Here is a 26,194-nt window from a genome sequence, read left to right on the forward strand (position 1 = left end):
GTGAAGCTATTGGAATTTAGACCTTGTATCGATTTACACGATGGCAAAGTAAAACAAATTGTTGGCAGTACACTCGGTCATACAGATCAAGAAGTCATCGAAAACTTTATTTCAAATTATGACGCTAGTTATTATGCAAAAATGTTTGCCAAAGATCAATTAACAGGTGGTCACGTCATTATGCTAGGTGATGGAAACGAAGAAGCCGCATTAGCAGCACTATCAGCGTACCCTCAAGGTTTGCAGGTTGGTGGTGGCATTACTACTGAAAATGCAAAAAAGTATATTGATGCTGGTGCTTCCCATGTTATTGTCACATCATTTATCTTCTATGATGGCAAGCTTAATTTAGATCGACTAAAGCAATTAGTACAGATTATCGGTAAACAGCATCTTGTCATCGATTTAAGCTGCCGTATGCGCGATGGAAAATGGTTTGTTGTTACTGATAAATGGACAAAGTTTAGTGATTTTGAAGTAAATGCTGAGTCTATTGCGTATATCGAAAATTTCTGTGATGAACTACTTATTCACGCTGTTGATGTAGAAGGTAAAAAAGGTGGTATGCAAGAAAGCTTAGTGCATGATTTAGCCGCTTGGACAACAATTCCAACAACATATGCTGGTGGCGTCCGTTCTCTAGACGACTTAATGAAATTTAAAAATATAGCAAGTGGTAAGCTTCATGTTACAATCGGTAGCGCTCTTTCAATTTTCGGAGGAGACTTACCATATTCAGATGTGGTAAATTATTGCAAAAAAGGCGGGGTATTGTGAAGTTAGTATATAAGGATTATGTATTTCCTTTTCAAGAAACAAATTTAGAACGTATTATAGATGGTAAATATTTCAAAGTCAATACGAAGGATAATTCTCTTTCGTTGCACGTACAGCTAGATAATGAACAAATGCTACTTGAGTTTTCAAAATCTTTAAAGACAACATGCGGCTTCCTCCGTGATCAAGAAACAGAACCTTATATTTGTACGTATATCGACTTACAAATATTCGTTGATGAATTTAATCAACGATACAATCTAAATGCTGAAATTATCGTTTAATAACGAAGGGGACCCAATCCCCTTTTTTTTTAGTTGAAACAAGAATACTATACTTAATTTAGAGCACATATTTCTATTTAGTAGCTATTTTTGTTAAGCTATTATTTAATGAGATTAAGAGAATTTCATTAATGTTATTTGCTAAAAGAAAGGATTTTATGAAGAATGAAAAATGAACTCGAAGTAAACACTTTAAAAAAACTAAAATCAGACATAACACGTTTCTTTTTAGCCTATAAATTTGCCTTGCAAGAAATTGAAACGAAAATAAATATTTTACAAGAAGAATTTAAGTTAATACATGAATATAACCCGATAGAGCATATATCAACTCGAGTAAAGTCACCAAAAAGTATATTATCGAAAATCCGAAAAAAGAACCTCGAGACATCTGTCGAAGTGATTCGTGAAAACATTCGTGATATTGCGGGCGTGCGAATCACATGCTCCTTTGTAGAGGATATTTATAAAGTAAGTGCAATGCTACAGGCGCAAAATGATATTGAAGTTGTGGATGTAAAGGATTATATTAAATCCCCTAAGGAGAATGGCTATCAAAGCTTGCATCTTATTATAAAAATCCCAATTTTTATGTCCGATCGTGTGGAAAGTGTTTATACAGAAATTCAAATCCGTACAATTGCAATGGACTTCTGGGCTAGCCTTGAGCATAAGATCTATTACAAATACAATCAGGAAGTACCTGAACATATACGTTTGGAATTGAAGGAAGCTGCCATTCAAGCAGCTGAACTGGATCGAAAAATGGAACGACTTAATGAAGAAATAAATATTTTAAAAGCGGAAGAAGAAGAGACGTCATTAGATGCAATGCCTATTGCTTATTTAGCACAATATATCTCTCAATTACCATTTTATTCTTCCGATGATGATCAAGACTAAACTCACGATATAAAAGGATGCCGAAGTAATTCCGGCATCCTTTCTCTACTATGATTTAGTTTAGTTAAATCGCTGTGCAATCATATCGTAAATATAACGTGCTTGGTCGTAGTCTGGCTGTAATGTAAAGGCTTGTTTCAGGTGGTACATAGCATCTTCTGTTTGTTCAGTGGACACCGCATAAAGTACACCTAAATTATAATGTGCATCTGCGTTATTCCAATCCTGTTCGATTAAATAGTCTAATTCTTTCTTACCTTCTTCAAACATTTCTAGCGCACATAGTACAATTGCATATGCTAGACGAATTTGTGTGTCTTCAGGGGCAAGCTCTGAAGCTCGTTGTAAATATGGCAGTGCAAGCTTCGGATTTTCCATTCGCTCAAAGCATTTGCCCATCATATAATATACATCTGCGCCCTCAATGTTATACTTTAGCGCTTGCTCATAAAGCTTTACTGCTTCTGCATATCGTTCCGCATTATAATATAAATTTGCTAAGCCATAATAAGCAGTTGCTGCTGTTTCATCAACAGTAATTGCTTTTTGAAAGAAACGCTCTGCACGTTCAATATCCTCCAACACCGCTAAGAGATTTCCAAAATTCACATACCCAATTGCATTTTCAGGCTCTGCTTCAATTGCTTGTGTAAAAAGTTGTGCGGCATCCTCATAGCGCTTTTCTTGAAATGCTTGAATACCCTGCTCGTTAAAATTCATTGTTTTTGTTCACCTCTATGTAGCGAAAGACTGCCTCAATTCTATACACCTTATGAGAGGCAGTATAAGCAGTCTTTTCGCAAATTATCCTACATATGTTAGTTTTTCATTATTTTTAAAGACTTCATCGATTGTACCGCCACCTAAACATTCTTCACCATCATATAATACAACAGCTTGTCCAGGTGTGATTGCACGTACTGGTTCAGCAAACGTAATATGTGTACGTCCATCTTCTAAAATCTCTACTTCTACAGGTGTATCTGTTTGACGATAACGGAATTTTGCTGTGCATGAAAATTTCCCGGGCAATTTTTTTGTCGAAGTATAGTTCATTTTCACAGCAGTCAATGAAGTAGAATATAATGACTCATGATGGAAGCCTTGTCCAACAAGTAACACATTGCGTTCCAAATCTTTCCCTAGCACGAACCACGGCTCACCGTCACCACCAATTCCAAGGCCATGACGTTGACCAAGTGTATAGTACATTAATCCATCATGCTGGCCCATTACAACACCATCCATCGTCTCCATCTTACCAGGTTGAGCCGGTAAATATTGACTTAGGAATTCTTTGAAATTACGTTCCCCTATAAAACAAATACCTGTTGAATCCTTTTTCTTAGCTGTAGCTAATCCAGCTTCCTCCGCAATTTTACGGACTTCCTTTTTCTCAATATGTCCAATTGGGAACATTACATGAGCTAATTGCTCCTGTGATAATTGGTTTAAGAAATACGTTTGATCTTTATTTTCATCTATTCCACGAAGCATTTTTACTTCGCCTTCACCACTACGATCGATTCGAGCATAGTGACCTGTCGCTAAATAATCAGCGCCAAGATCCATTGCATGTTCTAAAAATGCTTTAAACTTGATTTCCTTATTACACATAACATCAGGATTTGGCGTACGCCCTGCTTTATATTCTTCTAAAAAGTATGTGAAAACCTTATCCCAATATTGCTTTTCAAAATTCACTGCATAGTAAGGAATTCCGATTTGATTACACACTTTAATAACATCATCATAGTCTTCTGTAGCTGTACAAACGCCATTTTCGTCTGTATCATCCCAGTTTTTCATAAATATCCCGATTACTTCATATCCTTGTTGTTTTAGTAAATATGCAGCAACCGAAGAATCTACCCCACCCGACATGCCGACAACAACACGAATTTGTGAGGGATCACGTGTTTCTTTCATTATGGTCACCTTTTCTTTTATTCAATTTCTATTAAATATATAATTTTTAACAGGTGTATGGATTAACCATTTTTATACATTCGAATTAATTCGAAATGGCTGATTTCCGCTACGGGCTACAATCAGTTAAAATGGAAATATATTAGCAAAATAACAACAAATAAATCCTTTTATCGCTCAATAATAAACCTATTTTTTCCTAATCAACACGCCTGAATTTTTAGCAAACTACTTTTTCGCTAATCTTTTCACAATCCCAGCTGTTTTTTCAGCAGCACGTTGTACGTCAGCTTCTGTTAAACCTTGACCGAAGCTAAAGCGGATCGAGTTACGTAATTCCTCTGTCCCTTGTCCAAACATCGCAACTAAAACATGTGATGGATCAATGGAGCCAGCAGTGCACGCCGAACCACTCGATACGCAAATACCCGCCATATCAAGATTCACTAGAAATGACTCTACTTCCATACTAGAAAAACTTACATTTAAAACGTGTGGAAGCGTATTTTCTAAATCACCATTTACATGAAATGCCAGCTTTTCCTGCGTGAAAACATCAAGCATAATTTGCTTAAAGCGATTGTATAGCGCACGCTTCTCATCGCGCAACTCATTTGCAATTCGCACCGCAGTAGCAAAGCCAATCACTGCAGGTACATTTTCAGTACCTGCACGGCGCTTTTTCTCATGCGCTCCACCTAATGCATAACTAGTGAATGGTGTTCCAGCTTTTTGGTAAAGGAAGCCAATCCCCTTAGGACCATTAATTTTATGTGCGGAAACACTTAGTAAATCAACATGTAAATCAGCAACATTAATTGTCTCTAAGCCATATGCCTGAACAGCATCCGTATGAAAAACAGCTGTATGTTCACGTAACAATTCACCTATTTCAGCAATCGGTTGAATCGTACCAACTTCATTATTGCCGTACATAATCGTTACTAAAATTGTATCCTCACGTAATGCATTTCGCACATCTTCTACAGATACATGCCCTTTTTCATCAACTGGCAAATATGTCACATCAAAGCCATCTCGTTCAAGCTTTTCACACGTATGTAATACTGCGTGATGTTCAATTTGTGTGGTAATTATGTGCTTTCCTTCAGCAGCACGTGCATAAACAGTGCCAAAAATAGCCGTATTATCCGCCTCGGTTCCGCCACTTGTTATAATAATTTCCCCAGGTTGAGCACCAATTGATTTAGCTAATTCTTCACGTGCATTATCTAAATATTTGCGCGCCTCTCGACCTGCCCCATGAATACTTGAAGCATTTCCATAAACCTTTTGCATTGCTGTAGTCATAGCTTCTATTACTTGGTCATTCATTGGTGAAGACGCTGCATGATCGAGATAAATATATGAATTCATGTTGAAAACTCCTTTGTACGAAAAGCGCTAAAGATCTGCACCCCCTGCCACACGACTTTGCGACGACTTAGGGAGCGATGCTTTAGCCTAAACATTTTAAATGTAGAACATATAACCTTCCGCTACATTTTCCTCAGTATATTGTGCTAGATCCTCAATTGTCGTTGTATCTAATACATTTTTCACAGCATCGCGAATGCGGAGCCACAACTCTCGCTGAGGTGCTTCTTCATTTTCAATTCCTTCAACTGGTTGAATTGGCCCCTCTAACACACTAATAACATTAGCCGCCGAAATTTCACTTGGTGGATTCGCTAGCATATACCCACCATATGCACCGCGAACACTTTTCACTAAGCCTGAATTACGTAGTGGTGAAACCAATTGCTCTAAGTATGCTTCAGAAAGCTCCTTTTCAGCAGCAATTTTGCGTAGTGGAATAGGTCCTTCTCCATAATGCTTTGCTAGTTCAATCATAATCGTTAGCCCATAACGGCCCTTTGTAGAAATTTTCATTTTATCACCCTCAAATAGTCTAGTCAAAAATACTACAATCAGTATATCATAATCTCCTCTTGAAGAACTCGGAAATACTCTTGGGAGGTTATGATATACTATTAACTGCGCCTTGGTATAGTTAGGCAAAATACTATGATCGCTTCATTTTAGCTCAAAAAAACATTTAGCAAATCAACTCTACCCGGCATAATTGCGTCCGGAGGCTTTAGGCCAACACGATGTTGGTCACTCAGGCGTTTTCGCTGAATGTGAAGGTCTTAGCCTGAGTTCCTCTTTTTCAGCGGATGTTTAGACTCCCACTGAAAAAAAATTAAAAACATTGAAAACTGTTAAAAGGGGGAATTTTAAAATGCATAATGAACCACTTGCTTATCGCATGCGTCCTTTAACCCTTGATGAAATTGTTGGACACCAAGATTTTATCGGTCCTACTACCGCTCTTTATAAAATGATTCAAAATGAACATGTTCCATCTATGCTACTATACGGTGAGCCAGGTATCGGCAAAACGTCAATAGCGAACGCCATAGCAGGAAGCTCGAAGCTCCCATTTTTCGCAATTAATGCTACTCGCGCTGGTAAAAAGGACGTTGAGGATATAGTGCAGGAAGCACGAATCTCAGGAAAAGTCCTACTTTTTTTGGATGAAATTCATCGTTTTAATAAATTACAGCAGGATACTTTGTTGCCACATGTTGAAAATGGCTCGATCGTATTAATTGGGGCAACAACAGAAAATCCGTACCATGATGTAAATCCCGCTATCCGCTCACGGTGCGGAGAAATATATCAACTAAAACGTTTAACGAAAGAAAATTTAATCGAGTTGATTAGAAAAGCACTTTTTGATGAAAAACGTGGACTGGGTAAACATCATTTTGCATTAACAGATGATCAAATTACTCAAATTGCTGGAGCAGCTAATGGTGATGCAAGGAAAGCATTGACTTTGCTTGAATCGATTTATTATGCAAGTGATGAAGTTGATGGTCAAACAATTGCAGCTGATCATATCATTGAACATCTTATCGGCAGAATTGGCGTTTATGGTGATAAAAAAGGGTCTAATTTTTATAATTTGCTATCTGCATTGCAAAAATCTGTTCGTGGAAGTGATACGAATGCAGCATTGTATTATTTAGCACATTTATTAGAAACAGGAGATTTAGTAGCTGTCAGCAGACGCTTACTTGTCATGGCTTATGAGGATATAGGGCTTGCCAATCCTGATGTAGGTCCGCATATGCTTGCAGCAGTACAAGCAGCAGAGCGTTTAGGGTTACCAGAGGCGCGTATTCCGCTCGCAAGTGCTGTTATTGAAATGTGTCTAGCATCTAAATCCAATTCTGCAATAATAGCCATTGATGCCGCAATTGCCAGCATTCATGAAGGAAAAACAGGCGATATTCCACATCATTTACGCGATGCTCATTATGAAGGGGCCAAAGATTTAGGTCATACAGGTTATCAATATCCCCACAACAGCCCGATTGGAACATTTGGTGGCTGGGTCGATCAGCAATATTTACCCAATGAGCTTGTCGGTACAGAATTTTACAAACCTGTCATTGCAGGTGAAGAAAAGCGAATGGCCGGAATCTACGAAAAGCTAAAATCTTTTCATAAAGATAAAAAATAATATCGCTACATGATTAGAATACTGAAAAACATATTATTTTGATTTTCATGAAAATAAGGCACTTCAATTTTAAACAAGAAGGCCTTATTTTTAATTAAATACTATATCGCTTACTTTTCAACGCTTTATATCTCATTGATTTAAATAATTCCGCTTCATCTTCCTATTTTTAATCCCGCATTAACTGACCGTAAAAGCCCGATTTGGTGAAGACTAATCATTAGAAAAATCCCCACTAGTTAAAGCTTCACTTTATGAGTAATTATGGATATTCGTTATATAACGCTTACTGTAAAAGAGGTTCAATGTATCTTCTACATTTCTCAGCGATGGAACCTTAGTCTTTTCTTTCTCATCTTTTTCATTATCTTTTTCATGTAAATAATTAATAAAATTTTGGGTTTGAGTGAGTAAACTAGCGAACTCCTGGGAATTCTCCCGCACTTCAAAGCGAATTGCTTTTACAGCTATTGCTTGACCAATCGATTGCTCTCTTGATGGCGAGGTTTGGTCCTCATCTACATTATCATCCGTTGCTCTGTACAACTCTTTTAATGCCTCAAAAACTTCCTTGTTATCACTAAATCGTTCTCTTATCCACAGCAAAATAAATTGTAATAGGACAACTGCATAAATAAGTGACAGCCATTCATCTCCAAAAGATTTTTTCGACAAACGTTTAAAGTGTTCTGCTTGTGTCACGAGCTCGAATATGATTAGACGAATTGGATATAAGAGCGCATTTCCACTGTTGATATATAATTTTTCTTGATCTTTATACATAGCCAACCAAAAATCCCTTACTAAAGAGATGGATTTTCTTGTCGAAAAAGCTAATTGACATTGGATAAGCCCCTGTTCAAGTGTTGATTGTATAAGTCGTAGAAATAAATGTTCCTCATCCTCACTTACTAATAAGAGTGGGTTTTCTAAGTTCGACAAATCAATTTCGATACCGTTTATGAACATTACACAGCCTCCTTCCTATAAACCATACACATAGTTTTTCAATTTTTAACTATATTTCGACAAAAATCTGTAAATACCTTTTAAGAAAAAAGTCCTTTTTTCATTTCTGTACAATAAAATTTTGACACTACTCCAACGCTCTTCTTAATAATCCATTAACATTACTAAAAAAATCTGCAAAACCTTTAAGAAACGGAAACCCATCCACCCCCTTTCAAGCCCGAGCGCTGTAAGGAATGGAGGGTAAACCGCAAAAAAGTAAGCAGATTCTAAATTATTATTCTATTTTCTGAAAAGTATGGATCAATCAATTATCTCGTAATTTCATTATCAACAAATAGTTTAAATTGTTGCAAGCATTGTTTGACTGCACCTTTTTGTTCAAGTACTGCTCTTCGTAGTGATGTTGTTTTCTCTTCATCCTCTACAACTTCACTATAAAGTGTAAAAATAGCCTCTAATAATTGTTCATTCTCTTCCTGTTCAATACTAGGTAAAGAAAAGGCAGCAATCGTTAATAATTGCTCAATTTTTTCAGGTGTTTTTTGTAGCGCATTAGATGAATAATAAGTTGATGCTGCTAAAAAATAGCAGAGCTTTGCACAACAATCTATAAACAAATGCCAATATGTATTGGCACTCGGTATCTCACCCGCTCTTTCATCAACATAATCTTTATAAAATGTTGTAACTTGCGTATATAAAGGATTTAGTTCCTTCATAGCCTTCGGATAATTATTAGATGTATCCAAATAGTCAAATACAATATCATTCATTTTCTCTTGAAGCTTTACAATATCTAAATGATCACGAATTACTTGAATTTCCATTTTACCACTCTCCGATGTTCTCATTTGTTTTCTAAACGTCACTCCTACTTTCCTAAGCAGTCCTGCACTTTCTAAACAAACGGATCTATTATCTATTGGAATTATTTAAATTATAGCAATAAACCAAATAAAGAAGTGGTCACTTGAACAAAATAAGACAATTTCGTGAATTAATAGCATTTTGAGCACGTAAGGCGAACAATTTTGGTAGAATTATATTCTTTGTACATAATCATCATATAATGATTGCTCTTTCGTTCGATCAACAATTTCTATAATACTTCCTTGCGCATATTTTTTTATTCTTTTTTGTGGTATATAAAAATAAGCACTGTTTGTAATTAACCAATCACTTAGCGTTAGTTCACTACCTGGCTGTTGATTTGTCAATATACGTTTATGCCGAAGTATATCCGCCATTTTGTAAAAACCATCTGATAGTTCATAAGCAGAAACATCAAAATTAAAAATGGGGCTCACAACCTGACCAACATCAAAAATGTGTATTGTTTGCCCCTCTTCATCAATAGCCAACTCTACTGAGCTAATTTCATCGAATAAATTTAAGCCCCTATATTCCATTTGATAGATTTGCTCCATTATTAAATGTCTCCTTTTATAGGTTCTACATCAAATGTTAGAGGAGTCACAAATGTTCTAGACCCCTTCTTCACAACGTTCCTATTGTAACATAGAAAAAGCAGCCGTCTCCAAAGTCAATTGAGACAGCTACTTCTGTAAATTGGCACATCACCACAATGTAGGGCTGGAGCGGCAGCACCACGGGTTTTGTCTGGGCGAAAGCGAAGCGGCAGCAACACGGGTTTTGTCTGTGCGAAAACGTAGTGTAACGAAGCGGCAACAACAACAACACGTGTTTTTTGTGCGATTTCTTTGCTTCTTATTTTTACCGAGAAATTATTTGAATTTATCGATAAATATTATTAATTTATCGACCAACTTTTTGAATTTATCAACCAACTTTTTATATTTATCGACATAACAAATTTTTTAAAGTTGTTTTAACCTTGAACACGTGTAATTTTTACATCTTTTATGATTGTATTCACTACCCAACTTGCAGCAATCAAGCCTGCCACTGAAGGAACAAAAGCGTTGGAAGATGGCGGCATTTTTGCTTTACGGATGGCTGCATCTGGTTTTCCGACATGCTCCACGACATCTGGACGAACTACAATAGGACTCTCATCTGAGAATACAACCGTCACGCCTTTATGAATACCCTCTTTACGTAGTTTCGTACGAATTACTTTTGCCAATGGATCTGTATGTGTTTTGGATATATCTGCAATTTTAAAACGAGTAGGATCCATTTTATTTGCTGCACCCATACTAGATATGATTGGAATATTACGCTGTAGACATTCCTTCACAATATGAATTTTATACATCACTGTGTCACTCGCATCAATGACATAATCTATGCCTTGCGCGAAAAATTCCTCATATGTTTCCTCCGTGTAAAACATATGCATATCAATAACTTCACATTCTGGATTAATATCAGCAATACGTTCTTTCATGACACCTGACTTTGATTTACCGACCGTTGAAAGATAGGCAACTAATTGACGATTCACATTTGTAATATCTACATTATCCTTATCTACCAAAATAATGCGCCCAATACCACTTCTTGCACATGCCTCTGCAGCAAATGAACCTACACCGCCTACACCAAGAATGGCTACCGTTGTATTTTTTAATTTTTCGAGTCCCTCTGTTCCAATTGCGAGCTCGTTACGTGAAAATTGATGTAGCATCATTACACTCTCCGTCTATTGAATTTTTTATCCCGCTTTAACGGGCAGTAAAAGCCCGATTGATGAAGACTAACAATCAGCGGTGGATGAAGAACCCTCCACTAATTAAAGTTTCACTTTATTAGTAAACCTAGTTATATACTAAGATAAATCAAACTTATATTACATTTTATCATGATATTCATCAAGTAAAAATTATAACTAAAATCAATAAGTATTCCTAATCAAAATACTTCTGGGTCTATCAGAGCTATGTATCCGCACTACTAAAGTAAGCAGTAGAAAATTTAAGAGGTTGGGAAAAATAACTGCTCAAAACCTTAAATAACGAGAGAACTCAATTTTAGAAACATTGATTTCTCTCGCTTCTCTGATGTGAATATACTTATATCCCAGCCTCTTTTGCCTCGAACTTCCATCAACTTCCTATCTGTTCATATTTTTTTGAAAAGCTTCTACAAAATTTGAACCGAGCTGAACATTCACTTGCTTGAAAGCCGCAATTACTGCCCCCCCGATTGGTTGTAATACCGGTGTCATAAATTGCATTGGCAGCTCATCAGCTTTTGCGAGTTGTTGTAATTTAGGTATAATAAAAGCTTCATTATGAAAAACGCCACCCACTAATACGACAGGTACATCCCCTTGACCCCAAGCCATACAAGAGTAACATGCTTTAATCGCCATATAATATTTCTTACAAGCATCTTCAATAATGCTAATGGCAACGTCATCTCCCTTTTCAGCCACATCAAATACATATTTGCTTACTGGCGCAATTACTGTCCGAGGATGCACCTCTCCATAAATACGCTCTATTAATTGCGGTACATTTTCCACAGAAAAATAACGCAATATTACATCTGTCAAAGCTGTTGAGTCTGCTCTTCCATCATAGCTTTTAAAAATAGCTTTCATTACTTGAACCCCTAAATCATAGCCACTGCCCTCATCATCAAAAAGATAACCCCAGCCCCCTACCCGATGAAAATGTTGCTTACAATCATACCCCATTGTGATGGCACCCGTTCCTGCAATTTGCACAATGCCTTCCTGCCCAAGTGTGCCCGCATAAAGTGCAATTAGAGCATCATTATCAACAAAAACATGTGCTTTTTTATGAACATATTGACGTACTATCATTTCTACAACTTCCTCTGCCTGTAGCTCCTTGACCCCAGCCATGCCAGCAAAACAACTATCTATAGCTGCAAATACTCGTGGATTTTGTTGTTGTAAATTCTGTAGTATATCGTGAATCGTTGACTTAAAATATTGAACATCCATTGCTGTTGGGTTACTCCGAGTCGTTTCTACTTTGGCATAAATATTGCCAAACTCATCACAAATCACTGCAGACGTTTTCGTTCCACCACCGTCGATCGCCAATACATACATAATTTTGCTCCTTTCACTATCAATTTCGCTTGGGAGTAATTATAGCTGTCGTTTCACTTTCGCTCAGAAAACATTTGGAGCTGTCGTTTCACTTTCGCTCAGAAAACATTTGCTGAATGAAGATAGAAAAGGGATTAAGCACTATCAACTGATGGCTTAATCCCTTCTTCTATCATTTCGTAAAACCAAATGATGCCCATGGCTGAATATGTGCTAATAAGAATTGTTCTTCTTCTACAACTCTTGCAACAACATTTGTTGATCCGGCATTAGGCATTTCCTTTAAAACAATTTGCAATTCACCCTTATATCGTACATCTAAATTATTATCGATTGTCACATCCCCCAATGTTAATGGATGGATATCATGTGTAGGAAAGTCACCATTTTTATATTTAACACGAGATTGAGTACTACGGATCACATACTCTGAAACATCGCCACGATTAAAATGTGGCTCCTTAAAAAGGATCGCTTCTTCTAAAATAGTCGTTTCAACAGACTGTTCAACCTTCAGCTCTAACTTATGGCGATTTAATTGACCTAACGCACGTATTTCTTCCTCAGAAGCATACATATTGCCAATAATACAATCATCTATTAAACCAGTTTGCCATAAATCCTTTGCTTGGACAGTAATTGGCAGATGACGATGCTCTTCTAATGTTGGCAAGCCATGCTCGGTTTCTTCCCAAGGTCCAAACATAGCATGTTGCGATGAAATCATGGCTGCTGTTCGAATATGATTCGCTTTAAATTGCCTAGATGTTTGTAGAAAATGTTGGCGCGAAAGACCTGTAAAACGTCGCGGATAAAAATTATGGCAGCCAATAATATTATCTTTATTCGGTTGATAGGATAATATAGTTTCTACATATTTTGTACCGTTACTAATATTTAACTCTATTTTTAAATTACTTGCATCGAGAGACATAAATGCTTCTTCCTGGCCAGAGAAACCCATGTCTACGCGCAATGTAGCTAAATGATAGTGCTCCTTAAAGTAACCAATATCTTTATAGGTTAAGCCTAAATTTTCAAAAACGGCCGGTGCAATATCAGCAGAAATTTCAAAACCAAGCTGCTGCGCAAATTCATTTATTTGCTGTAATTTATGGCGTTCCTGATCAGTATTTAACGACATAAGACATGTGAATATACGATCAAAACCATTGTCATGAGCGAGCTGAACGTACCGCTTCATATCTTCTAATGTACTATGCTGAGGATATAGTGAAATCCCTAATCTTCTCAATTCAAAAACCTCCGTTTAGTTCGCCATTACACCTCTACTTTTTGGCCTTCTGATTGTACAAGGTGCTGTTCATTTTGAGTTTCTGAGGCAGCAGCTAGCTGTTCATTTCGCTTTGCCATGCGGTTTGCCAGCGAAATGAACGGTAAATAAATACACACAGCGACTATAAGTAAGACAATACTAAGTACAGCTCCTTTCCAAGATTGCGTCGCTAGGAATCCATTAATAATCGGTGGCGTTGTCCATGGTGGTGAAACTGTAGCTGCTGGCACATAGCCCCACTTTGTTGCAAAGAAAGCAATTGTTACGTTAATCATTGGTGTCAAAATAAACGGTACGAATAACACTGGGTTTAACACAATTGGAAGACCGAAAAGTAATGGTTCATTAATATTGAAAAACCCTGGTGCTGCCGACAATTTTCCAACGGTATTGTATTGTTTATTCTTTCTAGCGATAATGAAAATAGCAATAATAAGTGCTATTGTCGTACCGGAACCACCCATATTGATGAAAGCATCAAAGAATGGCTTATTTACGATATATGGCGCTACTTCTCCAGCTGAAATTGCTTTTACATTCTCTTTAATCGCTGGTAAATTTATTGTTTGCATGAACGGTTCGATGATATTAGCACCGTGAACACCTAATGTCCATAAAAACGTAGGGATGAATGCTAAAACTAAAGCCGCAACCCATGTATTCGTTAAGCCCATAAATGGCTCTTGAATTGCAGAGTAGAAAGAACCGACAATATCAGGAATACCGAAGCCTGCCGAAATAATCGTACGAACTAGAGCAAATAAACCAATTGTAATAATAGCAGGTAGTAATGCTGCGAATGATTTTGAAACAGCTGGTGGTACACCATTCGGCATTTTAATTAGCAACTTAGGATTGCCAGACAATCTACAAAATACTTCAGTTGAGAGCAGAGAAATAATAATAGCTATAAATAAACCACCTGTACTTGTTGTTAACCCTGTTAATCCACCGTCACCAAAAGTACCAAACGTCATATAACTTGAAAGACTGATGACACCGGCTGAAAGTCCATCCTTGTGATAGCTTTTTGCAAGATTGTAAGCAATTGAAAAGGCTAATAACAAAGAAATGATTCCAAATGTTGCACCCCAAATGTTCCCGCCCCATTGAGTCCAAGTTTCATGTTTCCAGATGGCATCGAGTGCATTTTGATAATATTTGATAGGTAAATTATTAACAAGAATCGCAAGAGATCCAACAATTGTTAATGGCATAATCGTAATAAAACCATCTCGAATGGCAACTAAATGTCGCTGATTCCCTACTCTAGCAGCAACCGGCACAATTTTTTCTTCTAAAAAACGGAACATTTCACACACTCCCTTTGCTTTTTATCGTGACATCAAGGCTTGATGCTACTCCCCTTTGATTCGCTCATATAATTCAATCATTTCCGTTGCTAAATCGCGAAACGTAATAGCATTCATTAAATGATCTTGCGCGTGAATTAACAGCATCGACACTTCTACTTTCTCTCCCCTTGCCTCTTGTGACAGTAAAGCCGTCTGAGAATGATGTGCTTCAATCAATGCATCATTAGCTAATTGTATTTTTTCCTTTGCTTGCTGAATCTGCCCCTTTTTTGCTAGCTGGATAGCCTCCATACACTCACTTTTCGTATTACCACTATGCACAATCAATCCCATAATGGATTCCATTAAAACTGTTTCCTCCATTGCCATAGCCCCCTTAATCAATCAACTTTAGTGCCTGCTTTAAGACATTTTCGCCATTCATCATGCCGTAATCCACCATATTAATAACATCAATTCGGAAATTCATTTCCTTGTATTTTGTTTCAAATGTCCCTTTTAAGTAACGGACTTGAGGACCCAATAGAAGCACATCCGCCATTTTAGTAGCTAATACTTTGTCAACTTCACTTTCAGCAATCGCATAAATATCTGCCGTAATGTTTTGTTCCTGTGCCGCTTTTTGCATTTTAGTCACTAATAAACTAGTACTCATTCCCGCTACACACACTAACATAATGTTTTTCATCAAAACACTCCTTTTCATGATTAAGTTCATCTTTTCTAGTTAACTTTAATTTTGTAATCCCCCTACTGTGAAACCGCTTTCTTATTTTGAGAATAGCACCTATTGGTATATACCACAATACGTTTTTCACACCATTTCTCTCCTCAGAAAAGGTCTGCAAAAATTAGGCTATATCTTTATCACATACTATCGAAAGGATTCTCTCAACTGGTATAGTCCAGAAAAAAGTTCAAAAAAATTTTAGTTGCTAAACCTATCTATCGACATACAATTATTAACATGCTTAAAAATATTCATAGAAGGTTGGCTTATTGGAAGGTAATGCCAATTGTCATCGATTAATAATCTCTTCAGCCAATTGTTTATTTGCATACAAGACCGCATCCTCTACTGAAAGGTAGCCAACCATCATCGCTGAAAAAAGATTAATCGGCAATGCTAACAGATGCATTTCCGCGATAGTATTTGTCCCAATTACCGAGACATCTTCACTCTTATTTATTTAATATAGGCGATCATTCCAACTACAAAGTGCATCTTCAATTCGAATATACAATGGCTCTTGAATATCCCCCCAAGGATAATGCTGCATAAACCGTGTAGCATCTACTACTCTGATCATCACATCCTGAACGACTTCCTTTTTAAACTGTGGCTCTTTAAAATAGAAGCCAAATTGATGGTCGTTAGAAGTAACTCCTTTAATGCTACTGACACTCGCCGCATGTGACGTTATAAAACGCCAAATCGCTTGTTCTGCTAGTAAATCCTCTGTTATAAAATCATGAATCTCAAAAGTTCCATCCTGAATAATATAACGAATATAGCCTGCAAAATGAGCGCTTGTGCATTATGAAACCTCTTAATCGCCTGGAAAAGAGCGGAATCTGGTCATTCAAAGCTCATTCGTTTGACTACATCCAATTGCTTTCCGAAAGAAGGAAACATCATTTGCGGAATGGTGTAATGTAGCTTCTCAAAGAACAATTCCCATCCAAAGTAACGATAGAAGGATACAGAAAATGGTGCTAACACAGAAACGACTTGTCCATTCTCTAACATTTTCTTAAGTGCCTCTATCATAAGTCTTTTGATAATACCTTGCTGCCGATACTCCGGATAGGATGCAACAAAGCCAATTCCGCCCATATCATATTTTGCACCATGTACGATCATATTAAGTGGCAATATTAAAAGCTGACCAACTACTTTATGTTCATCGAAAGCACCTAATGTTGTGCTGTTCTCAATCCAATAATGAAAATCATCTCGCCTGGCACTATACTTATTAGGAAAACAATAATCTCTTAATTGATGACCTGTATATAATCTTTTGGTGGAATTATCTTAATTTCCATGTATAGATCCCCTATAACAACACTGAATATTCTTAAAATTCAAGATAGACTTAATTGATTTTTTTTGACATACTCCTCAACCTCAGAAGAAGTGGATAGCAATAAAATGCGTTCATTATGTGTCATTAACTGCTGTTTCGAAAGCTTAGCGATGTGTGCACGAGTCTTTAGAATAGATGAAGCACTCATGGAAAACTCGTTTAATCCAAATCCAAGTAAAATCGGTAATGCTATTTCATCTGCGGCCATTTCACCACACATACCTACCCATTTTCCTTGATGATGTGCTGCATCAATGACATTTTTTATAAGTCTTAAGACAGCAGGATGGTATGGCTGATATAAATAAGAAACATTTTCGTTCATGCGATCTGCCGCCAACGTGTACTGGATTAAATCATTTGTACCAATTGAGAAAAAATCCACTTCCTTTGCAAATAAATCTGCAATGATAGCTGCCGACGGAATTTCAATCATCATCCCTACTTCAATCGTTTTAGATACAGTACAACCATTATTTTCTAAATTTTGTTTTTCCTCCAACAAAATTGCCTTCGCCATTTTAAATTCATCCACTGTAGCAATCATTGGAAACATAATCTTTAAATTGCCGTAAGCGCTTGCTCTTAGTAATGCGCGAAGCTGTACACGAAACATTTCTTGTTGCGTTAAACTAATTCGAATCGCTCGATAGCCAAGAAAAGGGTTCATTTCAGCAGCAAGCTTCATATATGGAAGGTGCTTATCGCCACCTATATCTAATGTTCGAACAATCGTCGGCTTGTCCTGCATTTTCTCAAGTACACTTTTATATGCTTGAAACTGCTCCTCTTCTGTAGGTAGCTCCTGACGTTCCATATATAAAAATTCCGTACGAAAAAGGCCGATACCTTCTCCACCAGCATTTATAACAAATTCCACATCTTCAGGCTTCCCTATATTCCCAGCAATTTCTACAGAGCATCCATCCGCACTCAAACTTGGCAATGTACGATAGTGGAAAAGTTCTTCTTGCTCTTCAATTTGTAAACGTTGTTGTTGCATATAATAACTAGATACTTCCGATGTAGCGTTGACAATAATCTTGCCATTTGTTCCATCTATAATAATTGGTGCTCCGTGTTGTATATTTTGCGTGGCATTTTTTGTCCCTACTACTGCTGGAATCTCTAATGTTCGTGCGAGAATAGAAGAGTGAGATGTTTTGCCGCCAATATCCGTTATAAACCCTTTTACATACTTTGTATCTAGCATCGCAGTCATGGACGGTGTTAAATCTTTAGCGACGATAATTACTTCAGAGGCTAAATGATTCATATCCACCATTTCGACCCCCAACAAGTTGGCTAATATTCGTTTAGACACATCTCGAATATCAGCAACTCGCTCCTGTATATAGACATTGTCTAGCTCCTCAAACATAGCTATGAACATATTTGATATTTCATCTAATGCAAATTCTGCATTCACCCCAGCTTGAATTTTAGCTTCAATAGCTGCTAGCATTTCAGGATCCTCTAGTACTAATAGATGTGCCGCAAAAATATCCGCCTTCTCTGCACCAAATTTCTCCTGAGCTATTTCATGGATTTCTCGAAGTTCCGTTTTCGTTTTCACAACTGCTGCCTTGAACCTTACTAGTTCAGCATCTACATCAGCGACCTTTACCTCTTCATAAGATAGATCTGGTTCCTTTAAACAATAAGCATTTGCAAAGGCAATGCCCTGAGACACAGCAATTCCTTGTATTTCTAGCATTCCTCACCAATCCCTTCAGAAACAATTACTTCTGTTATTGTTTGGAAAAGCTTCTCAGCATCAGGTCCCTCTGCTGAAATTTCAACAATACTTCCAGGCGCTACTCCTTGTGCCATAACCCCCATTATTGATTTTAAATTGACTGATTTCTCTTTATAGGTTAACTGAACGTCACACTCAAATGGCGTTACAGCAGTTACAAGTAACGCTACTGGTCTTGCATGTAGTCCTTCTGGCGTTGTTATTTTAAACATTTTCTTCATCGCTATCCCTCCGCATGTCATTAAAACTTAATACGATGTTGGTAATTGGCAATCATAGCCTCATTATGAGACAAATCCGAGTCAACATTATTACTTTTAAAAACAGGTAATGCTTCGATAGATATGGCCATGATCTCAATGATTTCACTGAATAATGCATTTAAAATAATTGAACTAATAACTGTAGAGGCAGGTGCATACTGTATTTTATTGTGATGTAGCAAACCATCTCCAATTGGTATATGGGTATCGATAACTAAATCCACTATATTCTCTAAGCGTTGTCCACTTCGATGGCGTGACGGCTGTTCACGATAAGCGAGAGATTGCAAAGACATAACAAATACCCCTGATTCTTTCGCTAAAAATGCTGCATCTATAGGGGCTTGATTTCTACCAGATGTCGAAATAACAATGCAAACATCATTTTCACGAAAATCAAATTGATCTTTATACTGTTCAATGATTGTCGGGTCCTTCTCGTTTTTAGACGATGTCATTGCTCCTGCCTGTAATGTCAAAGGTTCAATAATTATAGGACGTACAGGTACAAGCCCTCCAGCTCGATAAAATGCATCCTGTGCTAAAAGTTGAGAATGACCACAACCAAATAATTGGACAATCCCTCCTCGTTGAAGCCGTTGTACAATTATTTGAGCGGCTCCTTTTATTTGAGCATTTTCTTGCACCTTCACAACCTGCATTAACTTTTGTATTTCTAGAAAATACGCATCCATAAGATCACCTTTTAATTTCACTAATGAATTTGTATCGATCAGCTCGATAAGTGCTTCGTACAAGCTCAAACGGGACTCCATCTGATAAATAACTAATACGCTTAATAATTAACACCGGTGCAGTATTATTAATTTGCAAAAATTTACTGTCTTCTTTTGAAACAATTGCTGCCTCCATTTGCTGAATAGCATTTCCAATTTTCCGATGAGATTTTGCTTCGATTAAGGCATATAATGATCCCATTATCTTCTTTTCATCTAATTCAGGATATACTTTTACTGGGATATATGTTCTTTCAATTGCCATTGGCTCGGAATCTGCATTACGAATTCGCCCTACAAAGAATACCTCTTCACCCGGCTCTAACATTAAATCTCCTGCAACATCGACGGGTGGTATGATTTTCTCAAAGCGTAGAACTTTACTGCTTGGTTCCATCCCTCTAGCCCGCATATCCTCTGTGAAACTTGTTAACCCTTTTAGTGGTTGCTCTAATTTTGGATTAGCTACATAGGTACCTCTCCCTTTTTCACGATACAGTAAGCCGCTGTTGACTAAATTTGTGATCGATTGACGAACAGTCATTCTACTAACATCAAATTGCGTAGAAAGCTCTCGCTCAGAAGGTATATTTTCACCGATTTTGTATTCTTCTAAAAAAATACGTTGTTTTATGATCTCTTCTATTTGTATATAGATTGGTATATGAGAATTTTTATCTAACAAGTCTTGCACCATCCTTATCCAACTTTACTTTCATTTCTCAAATACAACTTTACCTCGACAAATAGTTTTTTGCACATTCAATTTTTCATCTAGTAATACAAAATCTGCATCGTAGCCTTCTGCAATACGACCTTTAGTTGTAAGCTGTAATTGTTCAGCAGCATTCATAGAGGACATTGCGACAATTTCCTGCAATGAGCAATTAGTGATTGCTTTTATATTTTTTACTGCTTGTTCCATCGTTAACACACTACCAGCTAAAGCCCCATTAGATAAATGAGCTCCATCCTTAGAAACATGAACGGTTTGCCCACCTAAATCATAATCACCGTAATGTAAGCCTTTTGCCCGCATCGCATCGGTAATTAAAACAATGCCCTTTGCGCCTTTAATCCGATACGCCAGATTTACGGCTTGAGGATGGCTATGCACGAAATCTGCGATAATTTCAACCTTCACCTTATCCTCTAAAAACACTGCACCGACGACACCTGGATTTCGATGATGGAAAGGGCTCATTTGGTTATATAAATGTGTAGCTTGTCTTACTCCCAATGCTACTGATCTATCTACCTCCTCAATTGTTGCGTCAGAATGGCCAATGGAAGCAATAACATTTAAATCCTTTAACGTTTCAATAAACGAAAATCCTCCCTCTACCTCAGGTGCAATTGTTACTTGTTTAATGCGATATTTACTTTTTTTCTGCCATGATGCAAATTGCTCAATAGATGGTAAAATAATGTATTCTAAAGGCTGAGCACCTGCCCGTTTTTTCGATACGTATGGCCCCTCTACATGTATACCTAATAAACTTGCCTCATCATCACTATTTTCAAATTGCGCAACATTAGTTAGAGCACTTTCAATTGCTTCTATAGATTGCGTCATGGTAGTAGCGAGGAAGCCTGTGACGCCTTCTTGTACTAAAGAGCGTGCCATTTGATGTAAAGCTAATTGCGTAGCATCCATCACATCATGCCCAGCAGAGCCATGTATGTGCATATCAATATAGCCAGGTAGCAGTAACCAATTTTTATCTTTGCCATCTATATAATGCTCAGCCTTATCAGATAAATCATGACTTATTTTAATAATCCTACCATTGTCAATGAATAAGTCACCCTTAAACGGCTTTTCTCCATGATTGACGATCGTAACATTGGAAATTAAAAGCGTTTTCTTCAATAGATCACCCCTATTCATTTTTGAGGAGCTTTGCTGAAGTTAACAAACTATTAATCAACTTGGTATAGTTGTCTATACCAATTATATGATTCTTCTAAAAAAATAAAAAGTATTTTTTCATATTTTCAAAATTTTTCGATTCATCGCCATGACGTGGGGTTGATTTCCGTTCCGTATTGGCGCTTTCCCGGGGGCGTCCAGCCGGAACGAAGATCAACTTATATTACATGGTATACGTTTTAACAAATGTCATCCCCGACACCCCAACTTGTAAAAGATCATTTTTAGTGATAAGAACATGTTAATTATCATACAATTTCTTCGTTCTATTTTTGCAGTCTATATCCACACCTTATTCATCTCCTGCTAAAGCTATAGAAGTGGGAGCCTTCTGTAACTGCCGTTACACTTTCATTACAAAAAACATTTGTAGCTGACGCTTTGCTTTCGCTACTAAAACCATTGCTGAAATAAGTTAATAAAAAGAGCTATTTCAATGCTCCTTTTGTGCTTATGAATTATGTATGACGAATCCCGATTGTGCCGTAATGCCAAGAAACATTCGTTTTGAACCCGCAATTTGCAGGTGGGTGCCCGCTTTGCAGTTTTAAACGTCCCGCTCCGCATGGGGCATGTTTGCGACTACAAAATGAAGGCTCCCGATTCTATTGTGTTCGGTCAAAACTGTTAAGTAGAACTAGCAGTTAGACAAACACATCAGGATTCGTATTACAGTTATAATAGCATGATATTTCTGATAATTCAAACTATTTTCTTTTAAAATATCTAAATTTTTGTGAAAACGCAAAAAATGCCTAGATTCTCAACCGTTTTCGCTAGAGAATCCAGGTATTTAGAAGTGCTAATTATTTTCTGAATGGTTTGATCGCTAGACTTAACTCGCTCAATTGATCAGCAGATACTCCACTCGGTGCCTCTGTCATTAAGCAGCTAGCACTTGCTGTTTTCGGAAAGGCAATTGTGTCACGTAAGTTAGTGCGGCCAGCAAGTAGCATTACGAAGCGGTCAAGACCAAATGCAAGACCTCCATGTGGCGGCACACCATATTCAAATGCTTCTAATAAGAAACCAAATTGTGCCTTAGCTTCTTCTTCTGTGAAGCCAAGTAATTTAAACATTTTTTCTTGTAAATCGCGCTCATAAATACGTAATGAACCTCCACCAAGCTCATAGCCGTTTAAGACGATATCGTAAGCTTGTGCTCGGACTGCTGAAGGATCAGTATCCATTAAATGAATATCTTCATCGAACGGACGTGTGAATGGGTGATGTGCTGCATAGTAACGGCCATCTTCCTCAGAGTACTCAAATAATGGCCAATCCGTAATCCATAGGAATGCAAATTGTGATTCGTCGATTAAGCCTAGTTCTTGACCTAATTTCGTACGAAGTGCACCTAGAGATGCTGCTACTACAGGCGCTTTATCAGCTACGAATACTAAAATATCGCCCACTTCAGCTTTCATACGTTCGATTAATGCCGCAGCTAATGCGTCGTCAAAGAATTTTGCAATTGGTCCGTTCAAGCCTTCTTCAGTAACTTTTAACCAAGCAAGACCTTTTGCTCCGTAAATACCAACGAATTTTGTTAGTTCGTCCATGTCTTTACGAGAGTATTTATCTGCCGCACCTTTAATATTGATACTTTTTACTTGCTTACCTTGTGCTACTGTATCAGCAAATACTTTGAAATCGCAGCCATCAAAAATATCGTTTAATGCGATTAGCTCTAAACCGAAACGCACGTCTGGTTTATCTGAGCCGTAACGATCCATCGCTTCTTGATATTTCATTCGTTGGAATGGAGCAGGGATATCAATACCTTTTACTTCTTTCATAACAGCTTGAATTAAGCGTTCGTTCATTTCTAAAACTTCTTCTTGTGTTAAGAAGCTTGTTTCAATATCAACTTGTGTAAACTCTGGCTGACGGTCAGCTCGTAAGTCTTCATCACGGAAGCAACGTGCCATTTGGAAGTACTTCTCGAAACCAGCCACCATTAATAATTGTTTAAATAGCTGAGGTGATTGTGGTAATGCATAAAATTCACCTTCATGAACACGTGATGGTACCAAATAGTCACGAGCGCCTTCAGGAGTCGATTTTGTTAAAATTGGCGTCTCTACTTCTAAGAAGCCTTCGTTTTGTAAGAAGTTGCGAATTGTACGAGTAACGTCTGAACGCATTTTGAATGTATCAAACATAACAGGACGACGCAGGTCGAGATAACGATATTTCAAACGTAAATCTTCGGATACGTCAGTGCGATCTTCGATTTGGAACGGTGTTGTTTTTGCCGTATTAATAACGATTAATTTTGTCGCTTCTACTTCAATTTTACCGTTTGGTACATTTGGGTTGATTTGATCTTCTGAACGTAGAATAACTGTCCCTTCTACTTCAATTACGTACTCGCTACGCACTTTGTCGGCTAAAGCATGTGCTTCTGCAACATCAGGGCTAAACACAACCTGTGTGATTCCAGTACGGTCACGTAAATCAATGAAAATTAAACCACCTAGGTCGCGGCGACGTTGTACCCAACCTTTTAATACGACTTTTTCGCCTTGTAATGCTTCTGAAAGCTCGTTACTAGCATGTGTTCTTATTGCCATTTGTTTAATTCCTCCAAAATTTATTTGGCTAATCACCATAACTTTTGGTGATAGTCCATTTATTTCACTTATGTAGCATACAGTTCCCACCAACGTAGTGAATTGATGCCAAGGACAATTAGTAGTTCTTTGTTAACTGAATTATCTGTCCAAAATGAAGTCGATATTTGAATCATTTGGACAGATAATCCTGTAAACGATTAATACTTGTGTTCGTTTATTGTTTTAACAAGTAGTTTACTAATTCTGAGAATGCGACTTTTTGTTGTTCACCTGATTCCATATGTTTAACAGTAGCCGCTTGTTCTTCTAGCTCTGTTTCACCTAAAACAATCGTATATTTTGCACCTAAACGGTCTGCGGATTTCATTTGAGCTTTCATTTTGCGATCTAAATAATCCATCTCTGCAGAAATGCCCTTCGCACGGAAGGTACTTGTTAATTCTACAGTCTTTAGCTTCGCTTCATCGCCCATAGCGATCATATAGACATCGAGTCCTGATGCTGTGTCTAATTCAACACCCTCAGCTTCAAGTGCAAGCAACAAACGTTCAATACTTAATGCAAAACCGATACCTGGTACTTCTGGTCCACCGATTTCTTGAACAAGGCCATGATAGCGACCTCCACCACAAAGTGTAGTAATCGCTCCAAAGCCAGATGCCGTAGACATAATTTCAAAAGTCGTATGATTGTAATAATCAAGACCTCTCACAAGATTTGGATCAACCTCATACGTAATTCCTAATGTATCTAAATACGTTTTAACTTGAGCAAAATATGCTGCTGACTCCTCTGTTAGGAAATCAGTTAACGCAGGTGCGGTATTCATTAATGGATGCTCGCGGTCTACCTTACAGTCTAAAATGCGTAGTGGGTTTTTTTGCAAACGATTTTGGCAATCTGAACAAAATTCATGAATATGTGGTTCAAAGTGTTGTAGCAGTGCCGTACGGTGTGTATCACGTGTTGATTTGTCACCAAGGGAATTAATAACTAATTTTAGATCCTTTAAACCTGCTGATTCATAGACATCCATTGCTAGTGCAATTACTTCAGCATCGATAGCTGGATCTGCTGAACCAATTGCTTCTACACCAAATTGAACAAATTGACGGTAGCGCCCTGCTTGTTGACGTTCATAACGGAACATTGGTCCTAAATATGAAAGCTTCACTGGTTGATCAGGTGCACCAAACATTTTATGTTCAACATAAGCACGAACCACACCAGCTGTATTTTCTGGACGCAATGTTAACGAACGGCCACCGCGATCTTCAAATGTATACATTTCCTTTTGAACAACATCTGTTGTTTCACCGACACCACGTGCAAATAAATCTGTTTGCTCAAAAATTGGTGTGCGAATTTCATTGTAGCGATAGACACGACAGATATCACGGATAATCGCTTCTACCTTTTGCCATTTTTCCGATTGCCCAGGCAAAATATCTTGTGTCCCTCGTGGCACTTTAAAACTCATATAAATACCTCCTCTGTAGATTGCTTATGAACAAGCTTACAACTGGACTACTCTCATTTTGAGCAATAATTCTCTCCAAATTTGTCCAATAAAAAAGCTCTCGCCACCTTGCATATTGCAAGGGACGAGAGCTGTATAAGCTTCCGCGGTTCCACCCTAGTTGACGCATCAAATACATGCGTCCTCCTCCTGATCGGATAACGGCCGATTCCGTTTTTTCCTACTAAGATTTACTTTTCAGAAAAAAGCCTCTCAAGTGTTGTTCACGTTATACATTTTTGTAGGAAAGATTGCAGCCTAAGTCTTTCCCTCTCTTCTCCAATAGAGGTATACG

Annotated in this window: 25 protein-coding genes, 1 other RNA gene, 2 pseudogenes and 1 other annotated feature (1 of these 29 cut by a window edge); of the genes and pseudogenes, 4 read left to right on the forward strand and 24 right to left on the reverse strand. The window is 37.6% G+C overall.

Annotated features, from left to right (window positions below):
* The first annotated feature begins 9 nt into the window (after positions 1-9).
* The 3 genes from hisA to QUF91_RS19310 all read left to right on the forward strand — a co-directional run bounded on the left by hisA (position 10) and on the right by QUF91_RS19310 (position 1,964).
* On the forward strand, positions 10-777 hold the full coding sequence (gene hisA / locus QUF91_RS19300; RefSeq protein WP_289419077.1) for a phosphoribosylformimino-5-aminoimidazole carboxamide ribotide isomerase: 768 nt from the start codon (positions 10-12) through the stop codon (positions 775-777).
* Complete coding sequence (locus QUF91_RS19305) at positions 774-1,061, forward strand: hypothetical protein (protein ID WP_285394989.1); 288 nt, start codon at positions 774-776, stop codon at positions 1,059-1,061. The genes hisA and QUF91_RS19305 overlap by 4 nt, the downstream gene beginning before the upstream one ends.
* A gap of 165 nt (positions 1,062-1,226) precedes the next feature.
* Positions 1,227-1,964 carry a GTP pyrophosphokinase gene (locus QUF91_RS19310; RefSeq protein WP_285394990.1) on the forward strand — a complete coding sequence of 246 codons (738 nt, stop codon included), beginning with the start codon at positions 1,227-1,229 and terminating at the stop codon, positions 1,962-1,964.
* A gap of 60 nt (positions 1,965-2,024) precedes the next feature.
* Here the strand turns inward: QUF91_RS19310 and QUF91_RS19315 are convergent, their stop codons facing one another.
* From QUF91_RS19315 to cymR, 4 genes are all read right to left on the reverse strand, one after another.
* Positions 2,025-2,684: a tetratricopeptide repeat protein gene (locus tag QUF91_RS19315; protein ID WP_285394991.1), complete on the reverse strand. Its 660-nt coding sequence runs from the start codon at positions 2,682-2,684 to the stop codon at positions 2,025-2,027.
* A gap of 84 nt (positions 2,685-2,768) precedes the next feature.
* Entirely contained in the window at positions 2,769-3,893 is a 1,125-nt protein-coding gene (mnmA, locus tag QUF91_RS19320; RefSeq protein ID WP_285394992.1) for a tRNA 2-thiouridine(34) synthase MnmA, read from the reverse strand.
* Positions 3,894-4,121: 228 nt separating this feature from the next.
* A complete protein-coding gene (locus QUF91_RS19325) occupies positions 4,122-5,270 on the reverse strand; it encodes a cysteine desulfurase family protein (RefSeq protein WP_289419078.1) in 1,149 nt (382 codons plus the stop codon).
* 96 nt (positions 5,271-5,366) lie between these two features.
* Entirely contained in the window at positions 5,367-5,786 is a 420-nt protein-coding gene (gene cymR / locus QUF91_RS19330; RefSeq protein WP_053484768.1) for a cysteine metabolism transcriptional regulator CymR, read from the reverse strand.
* Between the two features lie 352 nt (positions 5,787-6,138).
* Between cymR and QUF91_RS19335 the strand changes: the two genes are divergently transcribed.
* Complete coding sequence (locus QUF91_RS19335) at positions 6,139-7,428, forward strand: replication-associated recombination protein A (protein WP_289419079.1); 1,290 nt, start codon at positions 6,139-6,141, stop codon at positions 7,426-7,428.
* 252 nt (positions 7,429-7,680) lie between these two features.
* On the opposite strand, the gene QUF91_RS19340 is transcribed toward QUF91_RS19335, so the two are convergent.
* The 20 genes and pseudogenes from QUF91_RS19340 to hisS all read right to left on the reverse strand — a co-directional run bounded on the left by QUF91_RS19340 (position 7,681) and on the right by hisS (position 25,860).
* Positions 7,681-8,397 (reverse strand): hypothetical protein, encoded by a 717-nt coding sequence (locus QUF91_RS19340; RefSeq protein WP_285394995.1) that lies wholly within the window; start codon positions 8,395-8,397, stop codon positions 7,681-7,683.
* A 311-nt stretch (positions 8,398-8,708) separates the two neighbouring features.
* A complete protein-coding gene (locus tag QUF91_RS19345; protein WP_289419080.1) occupies positions 8,709-9,227 on the reverse strand; it encodes a hypothetical protein in 519 nt (172 codons plus the stop codon).
* A 213-nt stretch (positions 9,228-9,440) separates the two neighbouring features.
* Positions 9,441-9,827 carry a hypothetical protein gene (locus tag QUF91_RS19350; RefSeq protein ID WP_289419081.1) on the reverse strand — a complete coding sequence of 129 codons (387 nt, stop codon included), beginning with the start codon at positions 9,825-9,827 and terminating at the stop codon, positions 9,441-9,443.
* A 422-nt stretch (positions 9,828-10,249) separates the two neighbouring features.
* Positions 10,250-11,011, reverse strand: coding sequence for a tRNA threonylcarbamoyladenosine dehydratase (locus QUF91_RS19355; protein ID WP_289419082.1), 762 nt, complete (start codon positions 11,009-11,011; stop codon positions 10,250-10,252).
* Between the two features lie 426 nt (positions 11,012-11,437).
* Entirely contained in the window at positions 11,438-12,409 is a 972-nt protein-coding gene (locus QUF91_RS19360) for an N-acetylglucosamine kinase (RefSeq protein ID WP_285395000.1), read from the reverse strand.
* 172 nt (positions 12,410-12,581) lie between these two features.
* Positions 12,582-13,664, reverse strand: a complete 1,083-nt coding sequence (locus QUF91_RS19365) for a DUF871 domain-containing protein (RefSeq protein ID WP_289419083.1) — start codon at positions 13,662-13,664, stop codon at positions 12,582-12,584.
* A 26-nt stretch (positions 13,665-13,690) separates the two neighbouring features.
* Positions 13,691-15,019 carry a PTS sugar transporter subunit IIC gene (locus tag QUF91_RS19370; protein WP_289419084.1) on the reverse strand — a complete coding sequence of 443 codons (1,329 nt, stop codon included), beginning with the start codon at positions 15,017-15,019 and terminating at the stop codon, positions 13,691-13,693.
* Between the two features lie 45 nt (positions 15,020-15,064).
* On the reverse strand, positions 15,065-15,385 hold the full coding sequence (locus QUF91_RS19375) for a PTS lactose/cellobiose transporter subunit IIA (RefSeq protein ID WP_423475356.1): 321 nt from the start codon (positions 15,383-15,385) through the stop codon (positions 15,065-15,067).
* Between the two features lie 13 nt (positions 15,386-15,398).
* On the reverse strand, positions 15,399-15,710 hold the full coding sequence (locus QUF91_RS19380; RefSeq protein WP_285395004.1) for a PTS sugar transporter subunit IIB: 312 nt from the start codon (positions 15,708-15,710) through the stop codon (positions 15,399-15,401).
* Positions 15,711-16,212: 502 nt separating this feature from the next.
* The gene (locus QUF91_RS19385) at positions 16,213-16,335 is read right to left on the reverse strand and encodes a hypothetical protein (protein WP_289419085.1); all 123 of its coding nucleotides are present in this window, start codon (positions 16,333-16,335) and stop codon (positions 16,213-16,215) included.
* Positions 16,336-16,380: 45 nt separating this feature from the next.
* Positions 16,381-16,533, reverse strand: a pseudogene (locus QUF91_RS19390) (GNAT family N-acetyltransferase); the annotation flags it as partial.
* A 68-nt stretch (positions 16,534-16,601) separates the two neighbouring features.
* Positions 16,602-16,964: pseudogene (locus tag QUF91_RS19395) on the reverse strand (GNAT family N-acetyltransferase); the annotation flags it as partial.
* Positions 16,965-17,107: 143 nt separating this feature from the next.
* Complete coding sequence (ptsP, locus tag QUF91_RS19400; RefSeq protein ID WP_289419086.1) at positions 17,108-18,826, reverse strand: phosphoenolpyruvate--protein phosphotransferase; 1,719 nt, start codon at positions 18,824-18,826, stop codon at positions 17,108-17,110.
* Positions 18,820-19,089, reverse strand: a complete 270-nt coding sequence (locus QUF91_RS19405) for an HPr family phosphocarrier protein (RefSeq protein ID WP_285395008.1) — start codon at positions 19,087-19,089, stop codon at positions 18,820-18,822. Before QUF91_RS19405 ends, ptsP begins: the two co-directional genes overlap by 7 nt.
* 20 nt (positions 19,090-19,109) lie before the next feature.
* On the reverse strand, positions 19,110-19,826 hold the full coding sequence (locus QUF91_RS19410; protein ID WP_285395028.1) for an SIS domain-containing protein: 717 nt from the start codon (positions 19,824-19,826) through the stop codon (positions 19,110-19,112).
* Positions 19,827-19,830: 4 nt separating this feature from the next.
* A complete protein-coding gene (locus tag QUF91_RS19415) occupies positions 19,831-20,553 on the reverse strand; it encodes a GntR family transcriptional regulator (RefSeq protein ID WP_285395010.1) in 723 nt (240 codons plus the stop codon).
* A 30-nt stretch (positions 20,554-20,583) separates the two neighbouring features.
* Positions 20,584-21,741: an N-acetylglucosamine-6-phosphate deacetylase gene (nagA, locus tag QUF91_RS19420; RefSeq protein WP_289419087.1), complete on the reverse strand. Its 1,158-nt coding sequence runs from the start codon at positions 21,739-21,741 to the stop codon at positions 20,584-20,586.
* Between the two features lie 527 nt (positions 21,742-22,268).
* Positions 22,269-22,468, reverse strand: a non-coding RNA gene (gene ssrS, locus QUF91_RS19425) — 6S RNA.
* A gap of 139 nt (positions 22,469-22,607) precedes the next feature.
* Entirely contained in the window at positions 22,608-24,377 is a 1,770-nt protein-coding gene (gene aspS / locus QUF91_RS19430) for an aspartate--tRNA ligase (protein WP_289419088.1), read from the reverse strand.
* 217 nt (positions 24,378-24,594) lie between these two features.
* Positions 24,595-25,860, reverse strand: a complete 1,266-nt coding sequence (gene hisS / locus QUF91_RS19435) for a histidine--tRNA ligase (protein WP_285395016.1) — start codon at positions 25,858-25,860, stop codon at positions 24,595-24,597.
* Between the two features lie 117 nt (positions 25,861-25,977).
* Positions 25,978-26,194: a binding site (T-box leader), on the reverse strand (it continues 25 nt past the right edge of the window).

The sequence above is a fragment of the Lysinibacillus sp. G4S2 genome (genome assembly GCF_030348505.1).
Lineage (GTDB): Bacteria > Bacillota > Bacilli > Bacillales_A > Planococcaceae > Lysinibacillus.

Excerpts from the sequence above, each read along its gene's own strand:
- QUF91_RS19310 (WP_285394990.1), top strand. The coding sequence starts at position 1,227 with ATGAAAAATGAACTCGAAGTAAACACTTTAAAAAAACTAAAATCAGAC.
- QUF91_RS19315 (WP_285394991.1), bottom strand. The coding sequence starts at position 2,684 with ATGAATTTTAACGAGCAGGGTATTCAAGCATTTCAAGAAAAGCGCTAT.
- mnmA (WP_285394992.1), bottom strand. The coding sequence starts at position 3,893 with ATGAAAGAAACACGTGATCCCTCACAAATTCGTGTTGTTGTCGGCATG.
- QUF91_RS19325 (WP_289419078.1), bottom strand. The coding sequence starts at position 5,270 with ATGAATTCATATATTTATCTCGATCATGCAGCGTCTTCACCAATGAAT.
- cymR (WP_053484768.1), bottom strand. The coding sequence starts at position 5,786 with ATGAAAATTTCTACAAAGGGCCGTTATGGGCTAACGATTATGATTGAA.
- QUF91_RS19335 (WP_289419079.1), top strand. The coding sequence starts at position 6,139 with ATGCATAATGAACCACTTGCTTATCGCATGCGTCCTTTAACCCTTGAT.
- QUF91_RS19340 (WP_285394995.1), bottom strand. The coding sequence starts at position 8,397 with ATGTTCATAAACGGTATCGAAATTGATTTGTCGAACTTAGAAAACCCA.
- QUF91_RS19345 (WP_289419080.1), bottom strand. The coding sequence starts at position 9,227 with ATGGAAATTCAAGTAATTCGTGATCATTTAGATATTGTAAAGCTTCAA.
- QUF91_RS19350 (WP_289419081.1), bottom strand. The coding sequence starts at position 9,827 with ATGGAGCAAATCTATCAAATGGAATATAGGGGCTTAAATTTATTCGAT.
- QUF91_RS19355 (WP_289419082.1), bottom strand. The coding sequence starts at position 11,011 with ATGCTACATCAATTTTCACGTAACGAGCTCGCAATTGGAACAGAGGGA.
- QUF91_RS19360 (WP_285395000.1), bottom strand. The coding sequence starts at position 12,409 with ATGTATGTATTGGCGATCGACGGTGGTGGAACGAAAACGTCTGCAGTG.
- QUF91_RS19370 (WP_289419084.1), bottom strand. The coding sequence starts at position 15,019 with ATGTTCCGTTTTTTAGAAGAAAAAATTGTGCCGGTTGCTGCTAGAGTA.
- QUF91_RS19375 (WP_423475356.1), bottom strand. The coding sequence starts at position 15,385 with ATGGAGGAAACAGTTTTAATGGAATCCATTATGGGATTGATTGTGCAT.
- QUF91_RS19380 (WP_285395004.1), bottom strand. The coding sequence starts at position 15,710 with ATGAAAAACATTATGTTAGTGTGTGTAGCGGGAATGAGTACTAGTTTA.
- ptsP (WP_289419086.1), bottom strand. The coding sequence starts at position 18,826 with ATGCTAGAAATACAAGGAATTGCTGTGTCTCAGGGCATTGCCTTTGCA.
- QUF91_RS19405 (WP_285395008.1), bottom strand. The coding sequence starts at position 19,089 with ATGAAGAAAATGTTTAAAATAACAACGCCAGAAGGACTACATGCAAGA.
- QUF91_RS19410 (WP_285395028.1), bottom strand. The coding sequence starts at position 19,826 with ATGGATGCGTATTTTCTAGAAATACAAAAGTTAATGCAGGTTGTGAAG.
- aspS (WP_289419088.1), bottom strand. The coding sequence starts at position 24,377 with ATGGCAATAAGAACACATGCTAGTAACGAGCTTTCAGAAGCATTACAA.
- hisS (WP_285395016.1), bottom strand. The coding sequence starts at position 25,860 with ATGAGTTTTAAAGTGCCACGAGGGACACAAGATATTTTGCCTGGGCAA.